The sequence below is a fragment of the Gottfriedia sp. NPDC057991 genome (assembly GCF_042886615.1).
Lineage (GTDB): Bacteria > Bacillota > Bacilli > Bacillales > Bacillaceae_G > Gottfriedia.
The window spans coordinates 1-26,475 of record NZ_JBHVQN010000011.1; the positions used below are offsets into that span (position 1 = coordinate 1).

27 protein-coding genes are annotated in these 26,475 nt (G+C 34.0%); 26 read left to right on the forward strand and 1 reads right to left on the reverse strand.

All coding sequences use genetic code 11. The annotated features are described in order from the left end of the window. The first annotated feature begins 549 nt into the window (after positions 1–549). The 9 genes from ACFVR2_RS24015 (at position 550) to rsmI (ending at position 7,603) form a co-directional block, all read left to right on the forward strand. Entirely contained in the window at positions 550–738 is a 189-nt protein-coding gene (locus tag ACFVR2_RS24015) for a sigma factor G inhibitor Gin (RefSeq protein ID WP_387367811.1), read from the forward strand. A 339-nt stretch (positions 739–1,077) separates the two neighbouring features. Beyond that, positions 1,078–2,496 carry an aminotransferase class I/II-fold pyridoxal phosphate-dependent enzyme gene (locus tag ACFVR2_RS24020; protein ID WP_387367814.1) on the forward strand — a complete coding sequence of 473 codons (1,419 nt, stop codon included), beginning with the start codon at positions 1,078–1,080 and terminating at the stop codon, positions 2,494–2,496. Between the two features lie 12 nt (positions 2,497–2,508). Then, a complete protein-coding gene (gene tmk, locus ACFVR2_RS24025) occupies positions 2,509–3,141 on the forward strand; it encodes a dTMP kinase (protein WP_387367817.1) in 633 nt (210 codons plus the stop codon). 213 nt (positions 3,142–3,354) lie between these two features. Further along, positions 3,355–4,350, forward strand: coding sequence for a DNA polymerase III subunit delta' (gene holB, locus ACFVR2_RS24030; RefSeq protein WP_387367820.1), 996 nt, complete (start codon positions 3,355–3,357; stop codon positions 4,348–4,350). A gap of 3 nt (positions 4,351–4,353) precedes the next feature. After that, complete coding sequence (locus tag ACFVR2_RS24035) at positions 4,354–5,181, forward strand: PSP1 domain-containing protein (RefSeq protein WP_098429647.1); 828 nt, start codon at positions 4,354–4,356, stop codon at positions 5,179–5,181. A gap of 12 nt (positions 5,182–5,193) precedes the next feature. Next, positions 5,194–5,553 (forward strand): DNA replication initiation control protein YabA, encoded by a 360-nt coding sequence (gene yabA / locus ACFVR2_RS24040; protein ID WP_056474527.1) that lies wholly within the window; start codon positions 5,194–5,196, stop codon positions 5,551–5,553. A gap of 185 nt (positions 5,554–5,738) precedes the next feature. Next, positions 5,739–6,479, forward strand: coding sequence for a tRNA1(Val) (adenine(37)-N6)-methyltransferase (locus tag ACFVR2_RS24045; protein WP_387367917.1), 741 nt, complete (start codon positions 5,739–5,741; stop codon positions 6,477–6,479). Continuing rightward, positions 6,466–6,732, forward strand: coding sequence for a GIY-YIG nuclease family protein (locus ACFVR2_RS24050; RefSeq protein ID WP_387367825.1), 267 nt, complete (start codon positions 6,466–6,468; stop codon positions 6,730–6,732). Before ACFVR2_RS24045 ends, ACFVR2_RS24050 begins: the two co-directional genes overlap by 14 nt. Then, entirely contained in the window at positions 6,728–7,603 is an 876-nt protein-coding gene (rsmI, locus tag ACFVR2_RS24055) for a 16S rRNA (cytidine(1402)-2'-O)-methyltransferase (RefSeq protein WP_387367920.1), read from the forward strand. Before ACFVR2_RS24050 ends, rsmI begins: the two co-directional genes overlap by 5 nt. Before the next feature lie 107 nt (positions 7,604–7,710). Here rsmI and ACFVR2_RS24060 read toward each other — a convergent pair whose 3' ends face one another. Then, positions 7,711–7,995 carry an AbrB/MazE/SpoVT family DNA-binding domain-containing protein gene (locus ACFVR2_RS24060; protein WP_088014761.1) on the reverse strand — a complete coding sequence of 95 codons (285 nt, stop codon included), beginning with the start codon at positions 7,993–7,995 and terminating at the stop codon, positions 7,711–7,713. A 303-nt stretch (positions 7,996–8,298) separates the two neighbouring features. On the opposite strand from ACFVR2_RS24060, the gene metG reads away from it, so the two are divergent. From metG to mfd, 17 genes are all read left to right on the forward strand, one after another. Then, the gene (gene metG, locus ACFVR2_RS24065; protein WP_387367829.1) at positions 8,299–10,275 is read left to right on the forward strand and encodes a methionine--tRNA ligase; all 1,977 of its coding nucleotides are present in this window, start codon (positions 8,299–8,301) and stop codon (positions 10,273–10,275) included. 424 nt (positions 10,276–10,699) lie between these two features. Further along, positions 10,700–11,470, forward strand: a complete 771-nt coding sequence (locus ACFVR2_RS24070) for a TatD family hydrolase (protein ID WP_387367832.1) — start codon at positions 10,700–10,702, stop codon at positions 11,468–11,470. Between the two features lie 186 nt (positions 11,471–11,656). Next, positions 11,657–12,865: a resuscitation-promoting factor gene (locus ACFVR2_RS24075; RefSeq protein ID WP_387367835.1), complete on the forward strand. Its 1,209-nt coding sequence runs from the start codon at positions 11,657–11,659 to the stop codon at positions 12,863–12,865. A gap of 140 nt (positions 12,866–13,005) precedes the next feature. After that, a complete protein-coding gene (gene rnmV / locus ACFVR2_RS24080) occupies positions 13,006–13,560 on the forward strand; it encodes a ribonuclease M5 (protein ID WP_387367838.1) in 555 nt (184 codons plus the stop codon). Next, positions 13,560–14,435: a 16S rRNA (adenine(1518)-N(6)/adenine(1519)-N(6))-dimethyltransferase RsmA gene (rsmA, locus tag ACFVR2_RS24085; RefSeq protein WP_387367841.1), complete on the forward strand. Its 876-nt coding sequence runs from the start codon at positions 13,560–13,562 to the stop codon at positions 14,433–14,435. The genes rnmV and rsmA overlap by 1 nt, the downstream gene beginning before the upstream one ends. A gap of 190 nt (positions 14,436–14,625) precedes the next feature. Continuing rightward, positions 14,626–15,504 (forward strand): sporulation peptidase YabG, encoded by an 879-nt coding sequence (gene yabG / locus ACFVR2_RS24090; RefSeq protein WP_056474498.1) that lies wholly within the window; start codon positions 14,626–14,628, stop codon positions 15,502–15,504. A gap of 205 nt (positions 15,505–15,709) precedes the next feature. Then, complete coding sequence (gene veg, locus ACFVR2_RS24095; protein WP_097979271.1) at positions 15,710–15,979, forward strand: biofilm formation stimulator Veg; 270 nt, start codon at positions 15,710–15,712, stop codon at positions 15,977–15,979. A gap of 119 nt (positions 15,980–16,098) precedes the next feature. Then, on the forward strand, positions 16,099–16,257 hold the full coding sequence (locus ACFVR2_RS24100) for a small, acid-soluble spore protein, alpha/beta type (RefSeq protein ID WP_387367923.1): 159 nt from the start codon (positions 16,099–16,101) through the stop codon (positions 16,255–16,257). A 183-nt stretch (positions 16,258–16,440) separates the two neighbouring features. Next, positions 16,441–17,310, forward strand: a complete 870-nt coding sequence (ispE, locus tag ACFVR2_RS24105; protein WP_097979270.1) for a 4-(cytidine 5'-diphospho)-2-C-methyl-D-erythritol kinase — start codon at positions 16,441–16,443, stop codon at positions 17,308–17,310. Positions 17,311–17,363: 53 nt separating this feature from the next. Beyond that, positions 17,364–18,221 (forward strand): pur operon repressor, encoded by an 858-nt coding sequence (gene purR, locus ACFVR2_RS24110; protein ID WP_387367845.1) that lies wholly within the window; start codon positions 17,364–17,366, stop codon positions 18,219–18,221. A gap of 36 nt (positions 18,222–18,257) precedes the next feature. Further along, entirely contained in the window at positions 18,258–18,629 is a 372-nt protein-coding gene (locus tag ACFVR2_RS24115) for a RidA family protein (RefSeq protein ID WP_056474488.1), read from the forward strand. Positions 18,630–18,837: 208 nt separating this feature from the next. Beyond that, positions 18,838–19,128, forward strand: a complete 291-nt coding sequence (spoVG, locus tag ACFVR2_RS24120) for a septation regulator SpoVG (RefSeq protein ID WP_056474486.1) — start codon at positions 18,838–18,840, stop codon at positions 19,126–19,128. Between the two features lie 141 nt (positions 19,129–19,269). Next, positions 19,270–20,628, forward strand: coding sequence for a bifunctional UDP-N-acetylglucosamine diphosphorylase/glucosamine-1-phosphate N-acetyltransferase GlmU (gene glmU, locus ACFVR2_RS24125; RefSeq protein ID WP_387367849.1), 1,359 nt, complete (start codon positions 19,270–19,272; stop codon positions 20,626–20,628). A 44-nt stretch (positions 20,629–20,672) separates the two neighbouring features. Then, a complete protein-coding gene (locus tag ACFVR2_RS24130; RefSeq protein WP_056474480.1) occupies positions 20,673–21,626 on the forward strand; it encodes a ribose-phosphate diphosphokinase in 954 nt (317 codons plus the stop codon). A gap of 101 nt (positions 21,627–21,727) precedes the next feature. After that, a complete protein-coding gene (gene pth / locus ACFVR2_RS24135) occupies positions 21,728–22,291 on the forward strand; it encodes an aminoacyl-tRNA hydrolase (protein WP_387367852.1) in 564 nt (187 codons plus the stop codon). A 90-nt stretch (positions 22,292–22,381) separates the two neighbouring features. Next, positions 22,382–22,615, forward strand: coding sequence for an anti-sigma-F factor Fin (locus tag ACFVR2_RS24140; RefSeq protein ID WP_165347225.1), 234 nt, complete (start codon positions 22,382–22,384; stop codon positions 22,613–22,615). A gap of 177 nt (positions 22,616–22,792) precedes the next feature. Beyond that, entirely contained in the window at positions 22,793–26,323 is a 3,531-nt protein-coding gene (mfd, locus tag ACFVR2_RS24145) for a transcription-repair coupling factor (protein ID WP_387367856.1), read from the forward strand. The last annotated feature ends 152 nt before the right edge of the window (positions 26,324–26,475 follow it).

Consider the following 26,475-nt stretch of genomic DNA (forward strand, 5'->3'; position numbering starts at 1 on the left):
CTCTTTTGCGTCGATGGTAGTTGGGGGTTTCCCCCTGTGAGAGTAGAACGTCGCCTGGTAACCAAAAACATCAGCTATTAGGCTGATGTTTTTTTGTATTATATAACATAAAAAAATTAAGAATCAAAGTTAAAGAATACGAAACTTGATCAATATGTTCAAACAAAGCTAATTATACTGGTACTTCTCTTAAAGCTATTTATTTAAGTAGCAGTTCTTTCGAGGCACAGAGTTACCCTGTATGATAATGAGCACCGCGCAGTAACGAAGAATATGATCGGTTTAGCCGGTAGTCTGAGACTACAAACTAATTGTAGTCCTTTTTTAGTAGTTAAAAGGAACAAAAATAAGATCAAAGCAGGAAAGTAGTATCATATTTAGAAAAAAAAATTAGAATATAGAGCACAAAATTAGAACTATTTTCATATATTACAAAAAAATAGGCCCTAAATTGTATAAAAAGTTTTTAATTTGCAAAACTAAATAATAAACGAAATTGTTTAATCAATCGTAAATTACACTGGAAGTACACTTAGAGGAGGAATAAAGGTGAATAGTTTATCAAAATGTATAGTTTGTGAAGAGAAAAAGGAACATGGCATTCATATTATTGAGGCATTCGTATGCGAAGAGTGTGAAAAGGAAATCGTAAAAACTGAAACAGATGCACCTATATACAATTCCTTTGTAGAGAAATTAAGATGTATTAGTACGGTGAAAGAAGAAATTGTGAATTAGAGCTTAGTATAAGCGTAATAGACTAATAGTAGTAGTCTAATAAGTTTTTGTAAGTTAAAATAAGATATAAATGAAGGACCGATTTTATATACAGGTACCTCTGCCATAATTTATTACTGTTTGGTCGCCCCTTTAGTGACTGAGCCTTTAAGTAATGGAGAGGACTTGTAAATATAATCGGTTTTTATATTGTCTCTAAATTATTGGATTTTGAATTAGGTAGTTGTATTAAATTATCGAAAAGTATATTAGGTATGTTAAATTAAAAAAGCTAACAAAAAATATACTAGTATAACGACACATGCAAACAATTTGCGGAAATTAAAGGAAGCGTTAATGATGAATAAAATGCCATTACTAAATGCACTGAAACAGTTTGTTAAAGAAGAAACAATATCTTTACATGTTCCAGGTCATAAAAATGGAAAGCACACTTTTATAAATGAATTAGGATTACCAAATATATTAAATTATGATGTGACGGAATTAAACGGCTTAGATGACTTACATTATCCTTCAGAGGTGATCAGTGAGGCTCAAATAATGTTAGCCAAAGTATACAAAGCAGAAGAAAGTTTCTTTTTAGTAAATGGATCAACTGTAGGTAACCTAGCTGCGATTTTATCGTTATGTGGCGAAAATGACGAAGTATTGGTACAACGAAATTGTCATAAGTCGGTTTTTCATGGTCTTTTACTTGCTGGAGCAAAGCCTATATTCTTGCCATTAGATATTGATGAAGAGCTAGGACAGCCACTTGGGGTAAACGCTGAGCAATCTATGAATGTAATAAAAAATTATCCAAAAGCAAAAGCAATCATTTTAACAAATCCTAATTATTTTGGAATGTCTCAGAACTTAAAAAATATAATTGAGGTTGCCCATAATATGGAGATCCCAACGATAGTGGATGAGGCTCATGGAACGCATTTTATAATTGGGGCACCTTTTCCAGAAGATGCGCTCTCTATGGGTGCCGATATTGTCATACAGTCAGCGCATAAAACTTTGCCCGCAATGACGATGGGTTCATACTTACATATAAAATCAAAACTTGTTTGCAAAGATAAAGTAAGAGAAATGCTGAGAATGCTACAAAGCAGCAGTCCTTCTTATCCAATCATGGCTTCCTTAGATTACGCAAGGAGTTTTGTCGAAACATTTTCTATTGATAAAGTGAAAATACTTCAAAAGAAAATTGCCGAATTTATTAAAGAAGTTAATGATTTATCTAGTATACAGATTGTTTCATCAAGTCATATAAGCTATACACAAGATTTACTAAAAGTAATCGTAAAAAGTGTAAAAGGACATACCGGTAAACAATTACAGGAAATATTTGAAAATGAGGGAATCTATTCTGAGCTATCAGATTGGGGACATGTTCTGTTTATCCTTCCGCTAGATGAAGGAATGGATTTTAGTGACCTTATTAATCGTATAAAAAAAGCAACTGAATCTATGGTATATATTGAAAGCAAACAGCCTAAGCTTAACGTACCTAATTTTACGAGTACAGTTTTACATAGTTACGCTGATTTAAAGAAAAAGAGGAAGTTGGTAAAAGATTTGGCAGATTCGGTTGGAGAAATCTCTGCTGAAAATATTGTTCCTTATCCACCAGGAATTCCGATTTTATTAAAAGGTGAACTAGTTACTACTAAGCATGTTGATTATATTCATGATGTATATCAATATGGAATGACGATTCAAAATTTGATTGAAGATAAAAATTTACAAATTGAAGTATTGATTTAGGAGGAAACACACTTGAAATCTTTGTTCATTACATTTGAAGGACCAGAGGGTGCAGGGAAAACAACAATTATAAATATGATCTCGGAGGAACTTCTTAAAAGAAGTGTAAATTTTATATCCACTCGCGAACCAGGTGGTATACGTATCGCTGAAAGTATAAGAAATATTATTTTAGATACAGAGAATATTGAAATGGACAAGCGTACGGAGGCACTACTTTATGCTGCAGCAAGAAGACAGCATTTAGCAGAGAAAGTAATCCCTGCATTGGAAGAAGGGAAAATCGTGCTATGTGATCGTTTTGTAGATAGCTCGCTTGCATACCAAGGTGTCGGTAGAGGGATCGGAATAGATGAAATTTATAATATCAATCAATTTGCGATCGATGGTTTAATGCCTGATTTAACGATTTACTTTGATTTAGACCCTAAAGTTGGGTTAAATAGAGTTCATCAAGCAGATGAGAGAGAAATCAATCGATTGGATTTGGAAGAACTAGATTTTCATTTAAAAGTTCAAAGTGGATATGCTGAAATCATGAAGAGAGAACCATGGCGCTTTAAACGAATTGATGCATCAAACCAGGTCGATCAAGTATTTAATGATACGTTAAAAGTCATTTTAGAAAAAATAGAAGAAATTTAATTATTTACAAAAATTGATTACATGAACAATAACATGACGGAACTGGTATAATAGAAGAAAGAATATTTTCGGAACTTAACTGAAAATTAATTGTACCAATAGATAAAAGTAGGCCAAAAACTAGGTTGGTGTAATTGGTAAAACAATTTTTAAAAAAGAGATACAATTGAAAAAGTATCATTGATTATTTTATAGATATAAGTAGGTGTAAACATGAAAACATCTTGGGAGAAACTTTGCGATCGTCAGCCAGTTGCTACAAAAATGTTAAAAAATGCAGTAATTAAGAACAGGGTAGCTCATGCTTACCTATTTGAGGGTCCAAGAGGAACTGGTAAACGCGAACTTGCATTATACTACACAAAAGTATTACTATGTGAGAATGTAAGTGACGCTAAACCTTGTGGAACTTGTCGTAATTGTAAGCGTGTCGATTCTGGTAATCACCCAAATGTTTATGTAATTGAGCCTGAAGAAGCCTCTATAAAGAAACATCAAATTCAACAATTACAAGAAGAATTCTCTAAAACAGCTGTTGAATCGAATCGAAAAATTTATATAATAGACCATGCTGATCGAATGACGACAAATGCAGCTAATTCTTTATTAAAATTTTTGGAAGAGCCGGTCTCAATTACAACTGCATTTTTATTAACTGAACAAGTACAACAAATTTTGCCGACGATACAATCTCGCTGTCAATCAATCCATTTTAATCCATTACCAACAAAATACTTTGAAGAACATTTAGTTAATATCGAGCTCCAATCAAACTTAGTCCCATTATTAGCAAGGTTAACAAATAGTGAAGCAGTCGCACTTCAAATTGCTGAAGAAGAATGGTTTGCACAAGCTAGAGATTTAGTGATAGAATTATATGAAGCATTATTAACGACAAAAAAAGATAGTCTTCTAGTCATACAACAAAATGTTTCTCGTTATTTTGATACGAAGGAACAGTTACAAATGATGCTTGATATGCTTGTATTAGCCTTTAAAGATATGCTATATATATATGCTGAGCAAAATCAAAACGTTGTTTTTAAAAATGAAGAACCATTAATGACACAAGCATTAAATCGTATTTCATTAGAGAAAATAACCACTTGTTTAGAAATCATCCTTTTTGCTAAAAAGCGATTAACATCCAACGCAAATATGTTAATGGTTTTAGAGCAAATGATTATAGAGCTACAGGAGGGATTGTAGATTGTGTACGAAGTAGTCGGAGTACGTTTTAAAAAAGCTGGTAAAATCTATTATTTCGATCCAAATGGATTAGCAATCCCTAAAGATACTTTTGTCATCGTTGAGACGGTGAGAGGGATTGAATTTGGAAAAGTAGTTGTACCAAATAAAAAGGTCGGAGAAAATGACGTAGTCCTTCCGTTAAAAAAAGTTATGCGATTAGCTGATGAGCATGATCGTATGATTGTTGAAGAGAATAGACAATCAGCTAAAGAAGCTTATGAAGTTTGTTCTAGTAAAGTTATGCAACATGAACTAGATATGAAATTAGTTGATGTCGAATATACGTTTGACCGAAATAAAGTCATCTTTTATTTTACAGCAGATGGTAGAATAGACTTTAGGGAATTAGTAAAGGATTTAGCTGCTGTATTCCGTACTCGAATTGAATTAAGACAAATAGGCGTACGTGATGAAGCTAAAATGCTTGGTGGGATTGGGCCTTGCGGTAGAATGTTGTGTTGTTCAACGTTCTTAGGTGATTTTGAACCAGTATCCATTAAAATGGCTAAAGATCAAAACCTTTCTCTTAACCCGGCGAAAATTTCAGGACTTTGTGGCCGATTAATGTGCTGCTTAAAATATGAAAATGACGAGTATGAGGCTGCAAAAGAACAACTTCCAGACTTAGAGGATATCATCAAAACAGCAGAAGGTCCTGGAAGAGTAGTAGGATTAAACATCTTAGAACGAGTTATTCAGGTAGAATTGATCAAAAAAGAACGCGTTGTGGAGTATACCCTAGATGATTTAATTCACGAGGGAGTCGTGTCAATACAAACCACAGATTAAGAGGTGGTAAGATTGGACAAGAAGAATATATTCTTATCTCTTTCCAATATGGAAGAACAAATTCAAGATTTATCAACACAGCTTAGTGAATTAAAACAATATATTGCTGAGCTACTAGAAGAAAACCACTATACGAAAATTGAGAATGATCATTTACGAGAAAGATTAGGTCTAAATAAACGTATAGAAGAAAAAGAGCAAATAAAAGACTCAAAGAAGAAAAAGGTACAAAAGGATAAGGATCTTGGGGAAGGCTATGATAATTTAGCAAGATTGTACCAAGAAGGTTTCCATATTTGTAATCTCCATTATGGAAGCGTACGTCATGGCGAGGACTGTCTGTTTTGTTTATCCTTCTTTGATAAAAAGTAATGGTAGGCTATTCCGGAAGAAGCGAGCAATTACCTTTTTAAAAAACAGCTATTAAATAAGCTGGTTAAAAAGGTAATCGCGCGCAGGTTCCAAATGGAATAGCTTCTTTTTATGCATTGCTAGTTAATTATTAGACGATTAGGTAATGCTAAATGATAATATTGGTGTGAATTTGAAAGGAACTAATTATGCTTATAGGTGACGAACGTTTAGATTACTTATTAACCGATGATATGAGGATTATTCAAAGTCCATCTGTTTTTTCATTTTCATTAGATGCAGTTCTTTTATCCAATTTTACATATGTCCCGATCCAAAAAGGTACAATTGTTGATTTATGCTCTGGAAATGGAGTTATTCCATTGATGCTACACCGAAGATCTAAAGCAAATATAATAGGTGTAGAAATACAAGAGCGTTTATATGATATGGCTAAAAGAAGCATTGAATATAACAAGTTAGATGAAAAAGTATCAATGATTCATGACGATTTAAAAAATGCACCAGATAAAATAGGTAGAGAGTTTGTAGATGTTGTTACATGTAATCCACCATACTTTCAAGATATTCCGACTTCTGAACAGAATATGAATGAGCATTATGCAATAGCGAGACATGAGATTAAAACGAATTTAGAAGAAGTAATCAATGCAAGTAAACAACTTTTGAAGCACGGTGGAAAATTGGCGATGGTTCATCGTCCAGGACGTATGTTGGATATTGTTACAACAATGCGTAAACATGGCATTGAGCCGAAAAGAATTCAGTTTGTCTATCCAAAAATGGGTAAGGAAGCAAATACACTTCTAATTGAAGGTATTAAAGGTGGTAAGGCAGACCTTAAAATTTTGCCTCCGATTTACGTATATGAGGAAAATAACGAGTATACGACTGAGCTAAAGGAAATTCTATATGGAAGACCATAAACACTATTTATATGTACTAGAATGTTCTGATGCAACTTTCTATGCAGGGTATACAACTAATATTGAGCGTAGAGTAAAACAACACAATGATGGAAAGGGTGCAAAATATACGAGAGGTAGAACACCTGTAAATTGTATATTTTTTGAGGAGTACCCAACTAAAAGAGAAGCGATGCAAGCGGAATACGCTTTTAAGCAATTATCAAGAGAAAACAAAGAACGATATATGAGAGGAGGAGCAAGCAATGATTAAAAGTCAAAAGAGCTTCTTAAATGAAGAATTAGGCTGTCTTTATTTAATACCAACACCTATTGGCAACTTAGAAGATATGACGTTTAGAGCGGTAAGAATACTAAAAGAAGTCGATTATATTGCAGCAGAGGATACTCGTAACACGAAAAAGCTTTGTAATCACTTCGAAATACCAACACCTTTAGTGAGTTACCATGAGCATAATAAAGAAAAAGCAGGATTAAAGCTTTTAGAAGACTTGAAACAAGGATTAAAAATTGGATTAGTAAGTGATGCAGGAATGCCATGCATAAATGACCCAGGTTATGAACTTGTAAAACTTTGTTTAGAAGAAGGTATTTCTGTCATCCCTTTACCAGGTGCAAATGCTGCCTTAACATCTTTAATATCATCTGGGCTACCTACCGATTCATTTTTATACATAGGATTCTTGTCACGTCAAAAGAAAGATAAGAAGAAGCAATTGGAACCGTTAAAGGGGCAACGTAGTACAGTCATTTTATATGAGTCTCCACACCGTTTAAAAGAAACTTTACACGTTATTCTTGAAGTATTAGGTGACAGAAAAATTGTACTTTGTAGAGAATTAACAAAGAAGTTCGAAGAGTTTTTACGAGGGACAGTTAGTGATGCAATAGACTGGGCAACGAATGAAGAAGTACGTGGAGAGTTTGTAGTTGTATTAGAAGGGGCATCTGAAGAAGATGTAAAAAACAATGAGGAGTGTTGGTGGCAGGAACTATCAATTAACCAACATGTCGATTTGTACATAAATGAAAAAAATGAAAAAAGTAAAGATGCAATAAAACTTGTTGCGAAGGATCGTTCATTAAATAAAAGGGACGTCTACGCGGAATATCACGAAATTTAATATGGTTTAAAAATGAAGTTAGGCTGTCTTATTTATTTGTAATTCTCTACTCATTTTTACTTGCTTTTTATTTAGAGAATGCAATTAAAATAGGCAGCCTCTTCAATTTAATTATTATTAGCTATAAATTGTTCAATCTCGAATTTTAGAAGCTCTGCGCCTTTTTTACTTAAAACAATTTTGCCATCAGCAACCTCAAGATTATTTTGAGAAATTTCTCCCGTCATCATACAAGTCATATTTGGTTCATACTTTTTTAGGATAATTCGATCATCCTGAACAAATATTTCAAGTGTGTCTCTTTCAGTGATATTTAGTGTTCTTCTAAGTTCAATGGGAATTACTACACGGCCAAGCTCGTCTACCTTACGGACAATTCCTGTAGATTTCATAATTAATCCTCCTATATAAAGTTTTTATGAAAATAAATGTACTATGTAGTCCAAAAAAACAGAGCTACATCATGCTACTGTGCCAAAATGGGTTAATTAAAGAGAAAAAGTATGTATATTTATGAGAAATAATAGAAATAGATGTTACTATTGTGTAAAATTTAACTTATAAAATAAGTATGAAGTTGTAATAGTAGATGGGGATATGCAGATAACTCATTTTTCATTTTATAATGAAATGCAAAATCATGCGAATAATTTAGTGTCAATATTTAGAAATTTTTGAAGGAGGATTTTTGGTCAATGAGTAATAAAACTTTTTATATTACAACCCCAATATATTATCCGAGCGGAAAATTACATATAGGTCATGCTTATACGACTGTTGCTGGGGATGCAATGGCTAGATATAAAAGACTTCAAGGTTTTGATGTTTTTTATTTAACGGGTACAGATGAACATGGTCAAAAAATTCAACGAAAAGCTGAGGAATTAAATATCTCGCCTCAAGAATACCTAGACGATATCGTTGTTGGAATTAAGGACCTATGGACAAAATTAGATATTTCATATGATGACTTTATCCGTACGACAGAAAACAGACATAAAGAAATTGTTGAAAAGATTTTCAAGCAATTACTTGATCAAGGTGATATTTATTTGGACGAGTATGAGGGTTGGTATTCTGTTCCGGATGAAACATATTATACTGAAACGCAAATTGTAGATCCTCTATATAATGAAGAAGGAAAAATTATTGGTGGAAAGAGTCCGGACAGCGGTCATCCAGTAGAGCTAGTTAAAGAAGAGTCATATTTCTTTAAAATGAGTAAATATGCTGACCGATTACTGAAGTATTATGAAGAAAACCCAGAATTTATTCAACCTGAATCAAGAAAAAATGAAATGATTAACAATTTCATTAAACCAGGTTTAGAGGATTTAGCTGTCTCACGTACTTCATTCGACTGGGGTGTAAAAGTACCTGGTAATGCTAAACACGTTATTTATGTTTGGATTGACGCTTTATCTAATTATATTACAGCGTTAGGATATGGTTCAGATAATGAAGAGAACTATAAAAAATATTGGCCAGCGAATGTTCATTTAGTTGGTAAAGAAATTGTACGTTTCCATACGATTTATTGGCCGATTATGTTAATGGCATTAGACTTACCATTACCTAAAAAGGTCTTTGCTCATGGATGGTTATTAATGAAAGACGGCAAGATGAGTAAATCAAAAGGAAATGTAGTAGATCCAGTAGTATTAATCGATCGATATGGCTTAGATGCTCTAAGATACTACTTACTACGTGAAGTTCCTTTTGGATCAGATGGAATTTTTACGCCAGAGGGATTCGTTGACCGCATTAATTTTGATTTAGCGAATGATCTAGGTAATTTATTAAATCGAACAATTGCAATGATCCAAAAATATTTTGATGGTAATATTCCTGCAGTTAATGGAACAGTAACAGATTTTGATGAAAACCTTCAACAAGTGGCAAAAAACACGAAAGAAACTGTGGAAGCAGCAATGGAAAATATGGAGTTTTCAGTTGCATTAACAAATATTTGGCAGTTCGTTAGTCGTACAAACAAATACATTGATGAAACACAGCCGTGGGTACTTGCTAAAGACGAAAGCCGTGTAAAAGAACTAGCTTCGGTAATGGCACATTTAGCTGAATCTTTACGTCAAGTTGGGATTTTACTAAAACCTTTCTTAACTCAGACTCCAGCGAAAATTTTCACTCAGTTAGGACTAGTTGATGAGAAGATTCTTTCATGGGACAGCTTGAATGAGTTTGGAGCAATTCAAGAGGATACGAGAGTACAAAAAGGTGAACCAATTTTCCCTCGTTTAGAGACAGAAGTTGAAGTTGCTTATATTAAAGAACAAATGCAAGATACTGTAAAACCAGTGGTAGAAGAGAAAGTGGAAGAAACTGTTCCTGAAATTACAATTGATGACTTCTTTAAAGTTCAACTAAAGGTAGCTGAAGTAAAAGAAGCTGGTGCAGTAAAAGGGGCAAAAAAACTTCTAAAACTTCAATTAGATTTAGGGAATGAATCAAGACAAGTTGTATCGGGTATAGCGGAATACTATAAACCAGAAGACTTAATTGGTAGAAAAGTGATCTGTGTAACGAATTTAAAACCTGTTAAGCTTAGAGGGGAACTATCCGAAGGGATGATCCTTGCAGGAAGTATTGAAGGTAAGCTATCACTTGCAACAATTGATCAATCATTACCAAACGGTACTATTATTAAATAATGTTACTAGGAAAAGTATTTCGTGTAAAAACTAACATGAAATACTTTTCTTTTTTAATTTATTTTACTGAAATAATTGTTGTATTGTGCAGAAAATTGTAAAAATATCGTAAGAATCACAAATATGATAATAATTTGTTGATTTATGGCAGTTGTTAACAAGTTATTGTTAGAAAATGTCATTATATGAAGAAAATATTACAGATTGATTACAATGGTAAACTAAAAAAATTATCTGAATTTAGTTACAAAAAGTAAGAAAGTCTTGATATAACATGGAATTAATTTAAAAAATCTTTAAAAATTTATTAGAAATTGCTTAATTTTGACCGTTTCTTTTTGTAACGGAATTGTTAACTGTGCGTTAGGTAAGAAATTTTACGGTATGCTAGACTAAATCTCAGATGAGCAAAGGGGAAGTAAAAATGCTTTTTGATACACATGTACATTTAAATGCAGATCAATACAAGGAAGACCTTGAAGAAGTAATTAGTAGAGCACTAGAAGCAGGAGTTGTTCATCAAGTAGTTGTTGGCTTTGATCGACCAACAATTACGAAGGCTATGGAATTAATTGAGAAATATGATTTTCTTTATGCAGCTATTGGCTGGCATCCAGTTGATGCAATTGACGCAACTGAAGAAGATTTTGAATGGATTAAGGAATTATCAAAACATCCTAAAGTAGTAGCAATTGGTGAAACTGGATTAGATTACTACTGGGATAAATCTCCAAAGGAAATCCAACAAGAAGTATTTCGCAAACAAATTCAATTAGCAAAAGAATGCGGACTACCGATTGTCATTCACAATCGAGACGCAACAGAAGACATTGTAACCATTTTAAAAGAAGAAAATGCATCAGAAGTAGGTGGCATCATGCACTGCTTCGGCGGAAGTGTGGAAACTGCAAAAGAATGTATTAAAATGAACTTCTATATTTCATTAGGAGGACCAGTTACATTTAAGAATGCAAAAAAACCAAAAGAAGTGGCGACAGAGATTCCGTTAGAAAATCTATTAATCGAAACGGATTGTCCATACTTAACACCACATCCGTATAGAGGAAAAAGAAACGAACCTAGCTATGTATCACTTGTTGCTGATGAAATTGCACGTTTAAAAAACATATCAGTTGAGGAAGTTCAAAAACGAACTTTCGAAAATGCGTGTAATATTTTTCAGATTAACAAATGATCTCATGAACTAGTACGAATACATAAAATTCGTCACAGTTCACGTATGAAGAGTTGAAGAATTTGTCGAAAGAAAACTCTTCTACTTCTAAATCTAGTAAACATACATTCAGTAGAGTAGAAGCACTAGTTAATAGGTTTGGAGCTAGTCAATCTTTTTTCTCAGGCGAAAAGGAGGAGTAAAATCGTGATAGACGCGAATAGGTTACTTTCTAGACTTGGGAGTAGTAAAAAACTAGCAGTACAACTTGCAGGAGCTTTAGTTTTCACTGGATCAGTAGGTACAGGAGCATATGAGGGACTTAAAGAACAAGTAACTCTTGAGGTAGACGGGAAGGAACAGGTTATTCAAACACATGCAAATACTGTGGCTGAATTATTAAAAGAACAAAATATTAATATTACGAATGCAGATGAGATATATCCGTCAGCCAAAACGAAAATATCAGATGATATGGATATTACGGTTCATTTAGCGAAACCTGTTAAACTTACGATCGATGGGCAAGAAAAAGTCATTATGACAACTGCTCAAACGGTAAAGGAATTATTAAAGGAACAAAATATTAATATCAACCCTGATGATGTTATAATGCCTGCACTGTCAACACCGTTAGAGGAAAATGGTAACGTATCTTACGAAAAAGCATTCCCTATGGTATTAAATGACGGAGGAGTTTCTAAAAAAGTATTTGCAACTTCGACTACTGTCGCTGACTTTTTAGAAAAGCAGAACATTACATTAAACGAATTTGACCGAGTTGAACCAGGTGCCGGCGAAATGATCAAACAAAATGATACAGTTCGAGTTATCCGTGTCGAAAAAGTCAACGATGTGGTGGAAGAGCCTGTAGATTTTAAAGAAAAAGAGCAAAAAGATTCTTCTATGTATAAAGATGAATCTTCGGTCATTTCAGAAGGTGTAAAAGGACTTGTTAAACGTAACTTTGAACTGATTAAAGAAAATGGTAAAGTAGTTTCTAAAACGCTAGTTGATGAAACGATATTAAAAGAACCAATTGATCGAGTAGTTGCAGTTGGAACAAAGTCTGTACCAACTTCAAGTGCATTAGTAAAATCTAGTGCGCCAAAATCAAGTAGTAAGGTAAAAGAAATGTATGTTGAAGCTACTGCATATTCACCTTATGATGCTGGGATGTCTGGTGTAACAGCATTAGGTATTAATGTACGTAAAAATCCTAACACGAAACTGATTGCAGTTGATCCAAAAGTTATTCCTTTAGGATCTAAGGTTTGGGTTGAAGGATATGGCGTTGCTATTGCTGGTGACACTGGTGGAGCAATTAAAGGCAGAAGAATCGATATTTTAATGCCTACAAAAGACGATTGTTATGATTTTGGTCGTCGTACTGTAAAAATTCGTATTATTAGTTAATATATTTAAAATAGATCGTTGTTTGAAAAAAAGTAGAAGGATAAGTCCTTCTGCTTTTTTTTATACTACTTTTAAGAGAGTATGAAGTTTTATTATCCATATGGTATGATTACATATACTTGTATTGGTTGGAGGAACAAATGAAAATTAAAGAAATCATTGTTGTTGAAGGTAAAGATGATACGGCAGCAATTAAAAGAGCTGTAGATGCAGATACAATTGAAACAAGTGGTTCTGCTATAAATAAGAATACTCTAAAATTAATAAAGCATGCTCAGGAGACTCGAGGAGTAATCGTATTTACAGATCCTGATTATCCAGGTCAACGTATACGCTCGATTATTAAAGAGCATGTACCAGGATGTAAGCATGCGTTTTTACCAAAGGAAGAAGCTGTTCGTTCAGGAAAAAAGGGATTAGGGATTGAGCATGCTACTAGAGAATCTATTCGAAATGCTTTAATTCATGTTAAGCAGGAATTTATCGAAGTTGAATCCGAAATTACAAAGGAAGATTTAATAGATGCGGGATTAATTGGACATCCCTCATCAAGTGAAAGACGAGATAAACTTGGTAAAATTCTTAATATAGGTTATACAAACGGTAAGCAACTAGAGAAAAGACTGCAAATGTTTCAAATATCAAAAGATGAATTTGGGCAAGCAGTAAAAAAAGTTTTAATGGAGGAAAAATAATGAAGGATATCGCGACACCTAGTCGAACGAAAGAAATATTAGCCAAGTACGATTTCTTCTTTAAAAAAAGCTTTGGTCAAAATTTCTTAATTGATACAAATATACTAGAAAACATTGTAAGTTATGCAGATTTAACTGAAGAAAGTTGTGCAATTGAAATTGGCCCGGGAATTGGGGCATTAACTGAGCAAATTGCTAAGCGTGCTAAGAAGGTATTAGCTTTTGAAATTGATAATAGACTCATCCCAATCTTAGAAGATACACTTTCTCCGTATGATAATATACAAATCGTTAATGAAGACGTACTAAAGGCAGATGTTGAAAAAGCGATTAATGAGTATTTGCCAAATGAGTCGGATATAATGGTAGTCGCAAACTTACCATATTATGTAACGACACCAATTATCATGAAGCTATTAACTGAAAGTTTACCAATCAGAGGAATTGTTTGTATGTTGCAAAAAGAAGTAGCTGACCGTATCGCCGCAAAGCCGGGAACAAAGGATTATGGTTCACTATCAATAGCAATACAGTTTTATACACATGCTTCAACGGTTATGACTGTACCTAGAACGGTCTTCATGCCACAGCCAAACGTTGATTCTGCTGTTATAAAGCTAGTAAAACGAGAAGAACCAGCAGCAGAGGTAATTGATGAATCATTCTTTTTTGAAGTAGTTAGAGCTAGCTTTGCTCAAAGAAGAAAAACATTAAATAATAATTTATTAAATCATTTTTCTCAACTGAAAAAGGACAAGACAATCCTTGAAGCTTGTCTTTTAGAAGCAGGTATTGAAGGAACAAGAAGAGGAGAAACTTTATCAATTCAAGAATTTGGAACTTTAAGTAATAGTCTATATAGAAGAATGAAATAACAAAAAGATGATTATAAACTAATTTACCAACTAGTTTGTAATCATCTTTTTTATTTGCTGCCTCATTTTAGTTCCGATGCCCTACAAAAGTTCAATAAACCTTCTTTTCACCCTTTTTTTTGTCCATACATAATCTAAGAAAAGAGAGCGAACTCGTAGTGTACTTAAGCAATTTTGGAGGGGAAGGCATGTGAATATTAATGTAGGGGATATAGTAGAAAGAGCATCTTATAAATATGACCTAGTTTTTCGAGTAGTGGAGGTAAAACAAATCGGGGATGAAGTCATTGCTGTTTTATATGGTGACGATTTTCGTTTAATTGCTGATGCGCCTTTATCCGACCTGCGAGTAATCATTGAATCAGAGTATCGAGAAAAAGGTAAAAGATCATCTGTTCAAATTGAGGAAAACTACAAACTATTTAAAAGAGAAGCCATGGAGCAAAAAGAAAAAAGAAGATTTCAAGCAACAAATGGATTTAGAACAGATGTAAATCTTTTTCAAATACCAGGTCGGGTTCTTCACATCGATGGAGATCCAATTTATTTAAAAAAATGTCTTGAAATGTATAATAAGATGGGTGTCCCCGTTGAGGGAATCTATTGTAAGGAAACAGAATTACCAACGAAAATTGGTTATTATTTAGATCATTATCGCCCCGATATCCTAGTTATAACTGGCCATGATGCATACACAAAGGCAAAAGGGGTCGTTACTGATCTAGAAGCTTACAGACATTCAAGATACTTTGTCGAAGCTGTAAAAGAAGCGAGAAAAAAGGTTCCATCTTTAGACCACCTTGTCATTTTTGCTGGGGCATGTCAATCTCACTTTGAAGCGATTATACGTGCGGGAGCAAACTTTGCAAGCTCACCAACTAGAGTAAACATACATGCATTGGATCCCGTTTATGTAGTTGGGAAGATAAGCTTCACATCCTTTATGGATCGAGTAAATGTTTATGAAGTGGTTCGTAATACAATTACAGGTGAAAAAGGACTAGGCGGAGTAGAAACAAAAGGAATTTTAAGAACAGGGCTACCTTTCCAATCGATGGAAGAGGAGTAAGGAAAAGATTTTCTACATTAACGAGAAAACTCGTTTGTAGAAAATCTTTTTTTTATTTTCATACATAAATTTTCTGATTTTCACAAATAATAATCGGGTGTTGCAAAAAAATATTGACAGGTAACCTGTATCGTTGGTATAATTTTATCTTTTTTTGACTTAGTTTACATAAGATGGTATACTTGTCATAGTGAGGTGGTATGAAATGGCAAAAAAATTATCTGAAATAAAGGATACTTTAGATAGTCATGTTGGACAACGACTTACATTGAAAGCAAACAGCGGACGTAGAAAGACTGTGGAACGCTCCGGTGTATTAGCAGAAACATATCCATCCATATTCGTAGTACAATTAGATCAAGAAGAGAACACATTTGAACGCTTATCTTTTAGTTATGCAGATATTTTAACAGAAACAGTTGAATTGTTTTTCTGTGATGACCATACAAGTGGACTAATGGCGAATGGGCAGTAGAATTTTCTACTGTCCCTTTTCTTTTTATTATTCATGAAATTAAACAGATTTACACATACTAATAATGTCGAAGTGGAAAAAGGGGGTTGCTTTTTTTGGGTAGAAGAAAAAGAGGTATAATGTCACAGAGCTTTAAAGAGGAACTTGCAAAAGAACTTGGTTTCTATGACGTCGTTCAAAAAGAAGGCTGGGGAGGCATTCGAGCGAAGGATGCCGGCAACATGGTTAAAAGAGCAATCGAATTAGCTGAGTTACAATTATCTAATAAGCAACAATAAACAATCTTCACTTCGACAAGCGAATTTGTCTACACATCAAACCGAAGCAATTTGCTTCGGTTTTTGTGAATCTTCCTAAAGAAAATTTACTGTTCAAGCTCACTTTCATTGGGGTACATTTTTCTTATGAGTTAATTATGATACAATAGCAAAAAAGTAAGTGTTCATAAGAAGGTGAGAATAGTGAAATTAATGGTGAAGGCTCCTGCGAAAATAAATCTTTCATTAGACGTAGTAGGGAAAAGAGGCGACGGTTATCATGATGTAAAAATGATTATGACAACAATCGATTTAGCCGATCGAATTGAATTAGAGCTTATTCAAGAAGATAAGATTGTAGTTACATCACATAATCGTTATGTACCAGATGATCAACGTAATTTAGCTTATCAGGCTGCGATGCTACTCAAAGAAATGTTCGGAGTTAAATTAGGAGCGCATATTTTTATTACAAAAAATATTCCTGTAGCTGCTGGTTTAGCTGGAGGTAGTTCAGATGCTGCGGCAGTACTAAGAGGTCTAAATAAGCTTTGGAATTTAAATTGTTCGTTAGATGAATTAGCGGTAATTGGTTCTAAAATCGGGTCGGACGTATCATTTTGTGTTTATGGTGGAACAGCTATAGCTACAGGTCGTGGTGAAAAGATTGAACATATCGATACACCGCCACCTTGTTGGGTTATTTTAGCGAAACCAACACAGGGCGTTTCAACAGCAACCGTTTATCAAAAGCTTAAATTAGATAATATTCAACATCCTGATGTAGATCGTATGGTTAATGCCATTTCGAATAAAAATTACGACGATATTTGTCTGTCATTAGGAAATGTATTAGAAACAGTTACATTGCAATTACACCCTGAGGTTGCAATGATTAAGGATCAAATGAAACGTTTTGGTGCTGATGCCGTTTTAATGAGCGGAAGTGGTCCTACAGTATTCGGATTAGTTCGCCATGATTCTAGGATGAATCGTGTTTATAACGGTCTAAAAGGTTTCTGCGATCAAGTATACGCCGTTCGGATGTTAGGCGAAAGGGAAAAACTTGATTAAAAACGAATATTATTATAAAATTTTTATAAAATATTCGTGATTTGAGGTGCTGCATGAAAATTAGAAGAAGCTCTCGTCTTGTAGGTATGACACACTATTTGTTGCATCATCCACAACAATTAGTATCATTAACATTTTTTGCTGATTTATATGCGTCTGCTAAATCATCAGTAAGTGAAGATTTAGGTATTATAAAACAGACGTTCGAACAGCAAGGAATTGGGACACTATTGACTGTGCCAGGAGCAGCTGGTGGTGTAAAGTATATTCCTAGTATTAGTAATCAAGAAGTAAATACAGTAATTGAAGAATTATGTGATTTACTTCAAAAACCAGACCGAGTGTTGCCGGGTGGATACTTATACATGACTGATATATTAAGCAATCCTAACTATGTTAATAGTGTAGGCCGTATGTTTGCATCTATATTCAGTAATCAAAAAATAGATATCGTTATGACGATCGCAACGAAAGGAATTCCTTTAGCGTATGCTGTTGCAAACTTTTTAAATGTACCAGTTGTAATTGTTCGTCAAGATAACAAGGTTACGGAAGGGTCAACTGTAAGTATTAACTACGTATCTGGTTCTTCAAAACGTATACAAACAATGTCATTGGCAAAAAGAAGCATCGAGGCAGGTTCAAATGTTTTAATTATCGATGATTTCATGAAAGCTGGTGGAACGGTTACTGGTATGAAAAATTTGCTTAAGGAATTTCAAGCAAATGTTGCGGGAATTGGTGTATTAGTTGAGGCAGTAAACATTGAAGAAAGATTAGTTGAAGATTATATATCACTTGTAAAGTTATCTGAGGTAAATGAAAGAGAACAACTTATTCGAGTTGAAAGAGGTAATTTCCAAGAAGAATCATTTATTAAAACTGAAAGCTTATTGTCGTTAGATAGATAAGCTACTTGTATATAATGAAGAAGGGGAAGATACATAATGCAATTAATTCATACTGATCATGCACCAAAAGCAATTGGACCATATTCTCAAGCGATAATCGCTAATGGACTATTATACACTTCTGGACAAATTCCGTTAACTGTAGAAGGAAATATTGTAGAAGGTGGAATTGAGGAACAAACAAAGCAAGTGTTTGCGAACCTTAAGGCAGTTCTAGAAGAAGCTGGAACAGACTTATCAAAAGTTATTAAAACAACTGTATTTTTAAAAGATTTAACAACTTTTGTTGATTTTAATGCTATTTATGAAGAGTTTTTCAATGGACACAAGCCTGCAAGAAGCTGTGTGGAAGTTGCAAGACTACCTAAGGACGTTTTAGTAGAGATCGAGTGTATCGCAGTTATATAAAACCAAAACCTGAAATTATTTTCAGGTTTTTTTTATTTTCACTGAAATTCAATTGAAAAATTCCGATAAATAAGTTGAGGCCTCTTATTTCGTAAACTTTTGTAAAAATTAAATAATTTAAATAAAAAATTTTCCAAAAAGAAGGAAATTATTGATAATTGTTGAAACTTACTAATTATGGTTTAAGTTGATAAAGGTGGTGAACAAGATGGAAGTGACAGACGTAAGACTACGCCGCGTAAACACGGAGGGTCGTATGAGAGCTATTGCATCAATTACATTAGATCATGAATTTGTTGTTCATGATATTCGCGTAATCGATGGTAATAACGGTTTATTTGTAGCAATGCCAAGTAAACGTACTCCGGATGGAGAGTTCCGTGATATCGCTCATCCGATTAACTCTTCAACTCGTAGCAAAATACAGGATTCTGTACTAGCTGAATATCACCGTGTAGGTGAGTTGGAAGAAGACTTTGAAGAAGCAGGTGCTTCTTAAAAATATGACCAAAAAGAACCCATTAATGTATAATGGGTTCTTTTTTTATGGTATAATAAAATGGATGTATTTTGTGGAAAAATATTAAAATTAGCACTTTGAGCTACCAGGTATAGGTATTTAGATTGATGGAGGATGACTATGTCAAATAAATATGCGATTGTTCTAGCTGCAGGAAAAGGTACTAGAATGAAATCAAAATTATATAAAGTACTTCACCCTGTTTGTGGGAAGCCTATGGTTCAACATGTTGTAGACCACGTAATATCAGTTGGTGTACAAAATATTGTAACCGTTGTAGGTCACGGAGCGGAATTAGTTAAAACACAAATAGGTGATCATAGCGAATATGCTCTACAAGCTGAGCAATTAGGTACTGCACATGCTGTTATTCAAGCAGCGCCAATGTTAAAAGATAAAGAAGGAACTACTTTAGTAATCTGTGGCGACACACCTTTAATTTCACCAAAGACAATTCAAGCTTTATTCGATGAGCATGAAAGATTACAGGCAAAAGCTACCATTTTAACAGCCCATCTTGAGGATTCAACTGGTTATGGTAGAATAATTAGGGGCGAAAATGGGTCCGTATTAAAAATTGTTGAGCATAAGGATGCGAGTCCAGAAGAGCTAACAGTTCAAGAAATAAATACAGGTACATATTGCTTTGATAATAAAGCATTATTTGAAGCATTAAATGAAGTAAACAATAATAACGCTCAAGGTGAGTACTACTTACCAGATGTTATTGAGATACTAAAAGCAAAAGGCGAAATAGTAGCTGCATATAAAACAGCAAATTTCGATGAAACATTAGGCGTAAATGATCGATATGCATTATCTATTGCAGAATCAATCATGCGCAAAAATATAAACAAAAAGCATATGTTGAACGGTGTAACGATTATTGATTCAGCTAGCACATACATCTCTGCAGATGCAAAAATAGGTTCGGATACAATTATTTACCCTGGTACAATGGTCTATGGAAATAGTATAATTGGAACGGGTAGTACAATTGGCCCAAACACTGAAATTATCGATAGTGAAATTGGTAATGATACAGTGATTAAACAATCAGTTGTACATGAAAGTAAAATCGGTCATTCAACTTCAGTTGGACCATTTGCTCATATTCGCCCAGCGTCAACATTAGGTGATGAAGTTCGAATTGGAAATTTTGTTGAAACTAAGAAAGTTACTTTTGGTAACGGAAGTAAAGCATCTCATTTAAGCTATATTGGTGATGCGGAAATCGGTCAAGGTGTTAATCTTGGTTGTGGCTCAATCACTGTGAACTATGACGGTAAAAACAAGTTTAAAACAACGATTGAGGACAATGTCTTTGTTGGTTGTAATTCAAATTTAATTGCACCTGTAACTGTGAAAAAAGGTTCATACATTGCAGCTGGTTCAACAATTACTGATGAAGTTCCAGAAGATTCACTAGCAATTGCAAGAGCAAGACAAGTGAACAAAGAAGGTTACTATAAAAATTAATTATAGATAAAAAGAAAAGAAAAAAAGCGGAGGGTACACGAAACATGCCTAATCATTATCCAGACAAGCATTTAAAAGTATTTACTCTAAACTCAAATCCTAAATTAGCTGAAGAAATTGCAAAACACATTGGTGTAGAGCTTGGTAAATGCTCGGTTTCTCGTTTTAGCGATGGAGAAGTGCAAATTAACATAGAGGAAAGTATCCGTGGTTGTGATGTATTTATCATTCAATCAACAAGTTTCCCTGTAAATGAAAGTATTATGGAATTATTAATTATGATTGATGCTTTAAAACGCGCATCTGCAAAAACAATTAACATTGTAATTCCATACTATGGCTATGCTCGTCAAGATCGAAAAGCTCGTTCACGTGAGCCAATTACATCTAAGTTAGTTGCAAATCTTCTTGAAACTGCTGGTTCAACTCGAGTGATTACACTTGATTTACATGCACCACAAATTCAAGGATTCTTTGATATTCCGATTGACCACTTATTAGGTGTACCTATCCTTTCAGATTACTTTAGAAAAAAACAGCTTGAAGATATCGTAATTGTTTCTCCTGACCATGGTGGAGTAACAAGAGCTCGTAAAATGGCAGATCGTCTAAAAGCTCCGATTGCTATCATTGATAAACGTCGTCCAAAACCAAATGTTTCTGAAGTTATGAACATCATCGGTAATATTGAAGGTAAAACGGCTATCTTAATTGATGATATTATTGATACAGCTGGTACAATTACACTTGCTGCTAATGCATTAGTAGAACATGGTGCAAAAGAAGTATATGCATGTTGTACACACCCTGTATTGTCTGGACCGGCAATTGATCGTATCGAAAACTCTTGTATTAAAGAATTAGTTGTAACAAATTCAATTTGTCTTACTGAAGATAAAAAGACTGATAAACTTGTTGAATTGTCAGTTGCTGGCCTATTAGGTGAAGCGATTATCCGTGTATATGAAGAGCAATCAGTAAGTACTTTATTTGATTAATATAAAAATTACATCTTTGCTTTAAAACTTATAAGAGGACGTAACCAGAAGTGGTTACGTCTTTTCGTAATATAACCAAGATTAGAATGGAGGATAATAAAATGAAGTTGTTTGTAGGATTAGGCAACCCAGGTAGAGAGTATGAAAGAACGCGACACAATATTGGTTTCATTGCGATTGATGAATTAGCTCACCGATGGGGCTTTTCATTAACCCAACAAAAATTTAATGGTATTTATACTTCAGGAATTGTGAACGGAGAAAAAGTTTTCTTATTAAAACCTTTAACATATATGAACTTATCAGGTGAATGTGTAAGACCATTTATGGATTATTTTAATATTGATCTAGAAGACCTTGTCGTCCTTTATGATGAAATGGATATTCCAACCGGAAAGCTACGTCTGCGTACAAAAGGAAGTGCTGGGGGGCATAATGGTATAAAGTCATTAATTCAGCATTTAGGAACACAAGAATTCCAACGTGTACGAATTGGTGTAGATCGTCCGTCCAATGGAATGAGTGTCGTAAATCATGTATTATCAAACTTCTTTGAAGAAGAAATTGCGGAAGTAGTTGATGGTGTGAAAAGAGCCGCAGATGCATGTGAATATTTTTTAAAGCATTCTTTCTTGGATGTAATGAATCAATATAATAAAAAATAAAAAAACAGGAATTTAAGCTTTCACATTGAATAAGTATAGTTAGTACAATCCATACTGTATATATGAATTTTTTGTAGTATGGAGGAAGTAATGGAATTATTAGATTGTCAGTGTCGGTATTGTAGTAAACAAATGGGTAGTATTGAAAAGCAACAGTTGTTACAAGTTTCATCTTCGTATTGTCATTCTTTCAATGAAGAATTGAGCGATTTTGTAAATTTTATTCAATCTCCTAATCAAGTAATTTATATTGTGTGCGAGGATTGCGAAATGACTCTATCTGAGTTTCCACATTACCATGAATATAAGAATTTCATAAATTAAATTGCCTTTGGTTTATAACTGAGGCGTTTTTCTGTTTTTTTCTAGACTCTGTTAAGATGAAGTGTGTTTATCTATACAAATGACACTTAAAATGGAGCAAATTACTAAAAAACTATAAATATAAACTTCAACTAAGATTATTGTTGCTTAGATTGACTGTTAGGGGAGATTGACTTCGTGATTGGTTTAATTGAACAATTTAACCAGTATAAAGATATTAAAAAAATAATTAATGGCCTAAAAAATGGGCTAAGAGAACAATTGGTTACAAACTTAGCGGGGTCTGCGAAAACGTTGCTATCTGGAGCTGTTTTTAGAGAAACTGGACAAACGCAGTTAATCGTGACAAATAATCTTCTTCAAGCTCAAAAAGTATCAGAAGACCTAAAATCAGTAGTTGGGGAAGATAAAGTATTTTTATATCCCGCAAACGAATTGATTGCTTCAGAGATTGCAGTATCAAGTCCAGAGCTTAGATCGCAAAGACTAATCGCGTTAAACAGTCTGATGTCAAAAAAACCGTCGGTAGTGGTTACACCTGTATCGGGATTAATTGGCTATTTGCCATCTCCAGAATTATGGTCTAACTATCAGATCAATTTTGAAATTGGTGAAGATATCGACTTATCGAGTTTGGTTTCAAAGTTTGTCCAAATGGGCTATGAACGTGTTGGGATGGTCGAAAGTAAAGGAGAGTTTAGCGTACGCGGAGGAATTCTTGATATTTACCCGCTAACGTATGAAGATCCTATTCGAATTGAACTCTTCGATACAGAAATCGATTCAATCCGTTCATTTTCTCCTGATTCTCAAAGATCTATTACAAAATATGAGAGTGTCCAAATTGGTCCAGCGACGGAAAGAATTATTTCCAAGACTGATTTGCAATTAGGAGTTCAACGAATCGAACAAGCTTTTAAAGAAACTCTATCAAAAATAAGTGATCAACAAGTAAAAGAGTTATTGGTTGAAAAGGTAACCTATGATCTTGAGCAATTAAAGCAAGGGCAATTGATTGATCAAATATATAAATATTTTGGTCTAATCTATGAAAACCAATTTAGTTTACTAGATTACGTTCCTAAGGAAACTGTTGTCGTTATTGATGAGATTTCGAGGGTTCATGAAATCGTAGAGCAGCTTAAAAAGGATGAAGCAGAGTGGTATACGTCATTACTAGCTGAGGGAAATGCATTACATGGAGTAAGTTTTTCACATGAATTTTTTGAATTACTACATTCGAGAAAGCGCCAACAAATTCATACGAGTCTTTTTCCGAGAAGAGTACCTCATACGCATCCTGAACAGGTAGTTTCGATTCAATGTAAATCGATGCAAGAGTTTCATGGTCAAATGAGCTTGTTAAAAAATGAATTAGACCGTTGGAAGAAAAATAAATATACAATTGTTATGCTCGGCGAAAGTGACGAAAGAACAAATAAAATTGAAAATATATTAGAAGATTACAACATTGAAGGGAAAATTGTCTCTTCTTTAGAGCAAATAAAAAATGGTGAAGTATACATCATGAAAGGTGATCTTCGTTCAGGATTCGAACTTCCTTTAGAAAAATTTGTTCTAATAACAGAACGTGAGTTATTCACGAAAAAAGCTAAGAAGAAAAAAAGAATCAATACAAAATTATCAAATGCAGAACGAATAAAAAATTACTCAGAATTAAAAGTTGGAGATTATGTTGTTCATGTAAATCATGGTATTGGTAAGTTTTTGGGAATTGAAACATTAGAGATTAATGGTATTCATAAAGATTATTTACATATTCGATATCATGGCGACGACAAATTATTTGTACCGATTGAACAAATTGATCAAGTACAAAAGTATGTTGGATCTGAAGGTAAAGAGCCAAAGATTTATAAGCTTGGTGGAACTGATTGGAAAAAGGTTAAGAAGAAGGTTGAAGGCTCCGTTCAGGATATAGCTGATGACTTAATTAAGCTTTATGCAGAACGCGAAGCATCAAAAGGCTACGCTTTTTCACCTGATGGCCTGGAACAACAAGAATTCGAATCTTCATTTCCTTATCAGGAAACCGACGATCAACTTAGATCAATTCATGAAATTAAAAAGGATATGGAAAGAGAACGTCCAATGGATCGACTGCTTTGTGGTGACGTAGGATACGGAAAAACTGAAGTAGCTATTCGAGCGGCTTTTAAAGCAATTGTGGAAGGTAAGCAAGTTGCTATTTTAGTTCCTACTACAATTTTGGCACAGCAGCATTTCGAAACATTAAGGGAAAGGTTTCAAGATCATCCAATTAATATCGGTTTGTTAAATCGTTTCCGATCTCGCAAACAGCAGCTTGAAACGATGAAAGGCTTAAAAGAGGGCTCTGTCGATATAGTAGTTGGAACACATCGCCTATTATCGAAGGATATTCTATATAAAGATTTAGGACTTTTAGTTATTGATGAAGAGCAAAGATTCGGTGTATCTCATAAAGAAAAAATAAAGCAATTAAAAGCAAATATAGATGTTTTAACGTTAACTGCAACTCCGATCCCTCGTACATTGCATATGTCGATGCTAGGAGTAAGAGATTTATCAGTTATTGAGACACCGCCAGAAAATCGTTTTCCAGTTCAAACATATGTAGTTGAATATAATGCTGCATTAGTGAGAGAAGCGATTGAAAGAGAGCTTGCTCGAGATGGACAAATATATTTCTTATATAATCGAGTAGAAGATATTGAACGTATGGCTGAACAGATTTCGATGCTTGTACCAGATGCAAAAGTAGCTGTAGCACATGGTCGAATGAATGAAGGCGAACTAGAATCAGTTATGTATGCCTTTTTAGATGGACAATATGACGTATTAGTAAGCACGACGATTATCGAAACGGGCGTGGATATTCCAAATGTTAATACATTGATTGTATATGATGCAGATCGAATGGGTCTATCAACACTTTATCAATTAAGAGGGCGTGTAGGACGTTCGAATAGAGTGGCATATGCTTACTTCACATATAAACAGGATAAAGTATTGACTGAGGTTGCCGAGAAGCGCCTGCAAGCAATTAAAGAATTTACAGAGCTAGGTTCAGGTTTCAAAATTGCCATGCGTGACTTGTCAATACGAGGTGCAGGAAATCTACTTGGAGCACAACAACATGGATTTATTGATTCGGTTGGATTTGATTTATATTCTCAAATGTTAAAAGATGCAATCGAACAGCGTAGAGGAGTTAAGAAAGAAGATATCATTTCAATTGAAATTGACATTGAAGTAGATGCTTATTTACCTGATACGTATATTCAAGATAGTAAGCAAAAAATTGAGATGTACAAGCAATTTAGACGTGTTGAAACGTTTGAAGAGTTAAATGATTTACAAGAAGAATTAATGGATCGGTTTGGCGATTTCCCGTTAGAAGTAGGCTATCTATGTCAGGTTGCTCATATTAAACTTTTAGCGATTGCAGAGAAGATTGAACTGATTAAACAAGTTAAGTCAGAAGTAAGTGTTTATTTCTCTGAGGTGGCAAGTGCTAATATCGACGGTGGGAAGTTATTCCAGTTATGTAATTCATTCGGTAGAGGCATTGGCTTAGGAATGGATGGATCGAAACTAAAAGTAACGCTAGACGTAAAAGGAAAAAATCCAGCAGACTGGCTTACAACGCTAGAAGGTTTAATTAATGGATTAAAGAACGTGAAAAAAGAGAGTGTAAATGCCTAGGGAAGTAATACGAATGGCTGTTTTAATTTGGCGATAAAGTCATTAAAAGTTACCAAAAAGTGCTTACACTACTATATTTTTAGTAAAGGTGTTAAAAAATCTCACTTATTTTGTATAGAACTTTCGTTGTGTAGGATACTATCATTAATTAA

Bases quoted from the DNA above. Each gene is read 5' to 3' on its own strand.
- ACFVR2_RS24115 (WP_056474488.1), top strand. From the start codon at position 18,258: ATGCAATTAATTCATACTGATCATGCACCAAAAGCAATTGGACCATAT.
- rsmA (WP_387367841.1), top strand. From the start codon at position 13,560: ATGAAGGATATCGCGACACCTAGTCGAACGAAAGAAATATTAGCCAAG.
- ACFVR2_RS24060 (WP_088014761.1), bottom strand. From the start codon at position 7,995: ATGAAATCTACAGGAATTGTCCGTAAGGTAGACGAGCTTGGCCGTGTA.
- purR (WP_387367845.1), top strand. From the start codon at position 17,364: ATGAAAATTAGAAGAAGCTCTCGTCTTGTAGGTATGACACACTATTTG.
- ACFVR2_RS24140 (WP_165347225.1), top strand. From the start codon at position 22,382: ATGGAATTATTAGATTGTCAGTGTCGGTATTGTAGTAAACAAATGGGT.
- ACFVR2_RS24130 (WP_056474480.1), top strand. From the start codon at position 20,673: ATGCCTAATCATTATCCAGACAAGCATTTAAAAGTATTTACTCTAAAC.
- ACFVR2_RS24050 (WP_387367825.1), top strand. From the start codon at position 6,466: ATGGAAGACCATAAACACTATTTATATGTACTAGAATGTTCTGATGCA.
- ACFVR2_RS24100 (WP_387367923.1), top strand. From the start codon at position 16,099: ATGTCACAGAGCTTTAAAGAGGAACTTGCAAAAGAACTTGGTTTCTAT.
- metG (WP_387367829.1), top strand. From the start codon at position 8,299: ATGAGTAATAAAACTTTTTATATTACAACCCCAATATATTATCCGAGC.
- ACFVR2_RS24070 (WP_387367832.1), top strand. From the start codon at position 10,700: ATGCTTTTTGATACACATGTACATTTAAATGCAGATCAATACAAGGAA.
- pth (WP_387367852.1), top strand. From the start codon at position 21,728: ATGAAGTTGTTTGTAGGATTAGGCAACCCAGGTAGAGAGTATGAAAGA.
- veg (WP_097979271.1), top strand. From the start codon at position 15,710: ATGGCAAAAAAATTATCTGAAATAAAGGATACTTTAGATAGTCATGTT.
- glmU (WP_387367849.1), top strand. From the start codon at position 19,270: ATGTCAAATAAATATGCGATTGTTCTAGCTGCAGGAAAAGGTACTAGA.
- holB (WP_387367820.1), top strand. From the start codon at position 3,355: ATGAAAACATCTTGGGAGAAACTTTGCGATCGTCAGCCAGTTGCTACA.
- ACFVR2_RS24020 (WP_387367814.1), top strand. From the start codon at position 1,078: ATGAATAAAATGCCATTACTAAATGCACTGAAACAGTTTGTTAAAGAA.
- rnmV (WP_387367838.1), top strand. From the start codon at position 13,006: ATGAAAATTAAAGAAATCATTGTTGTTGAAGGTAAAGATGATACGGCA.
- spoVG (WP_056474486.1), top strand. From the start codon at position 18,838: ATGGAAGTGACAGACGTAAGACTACGCCGCGTAAACACGGAGGGTCGT.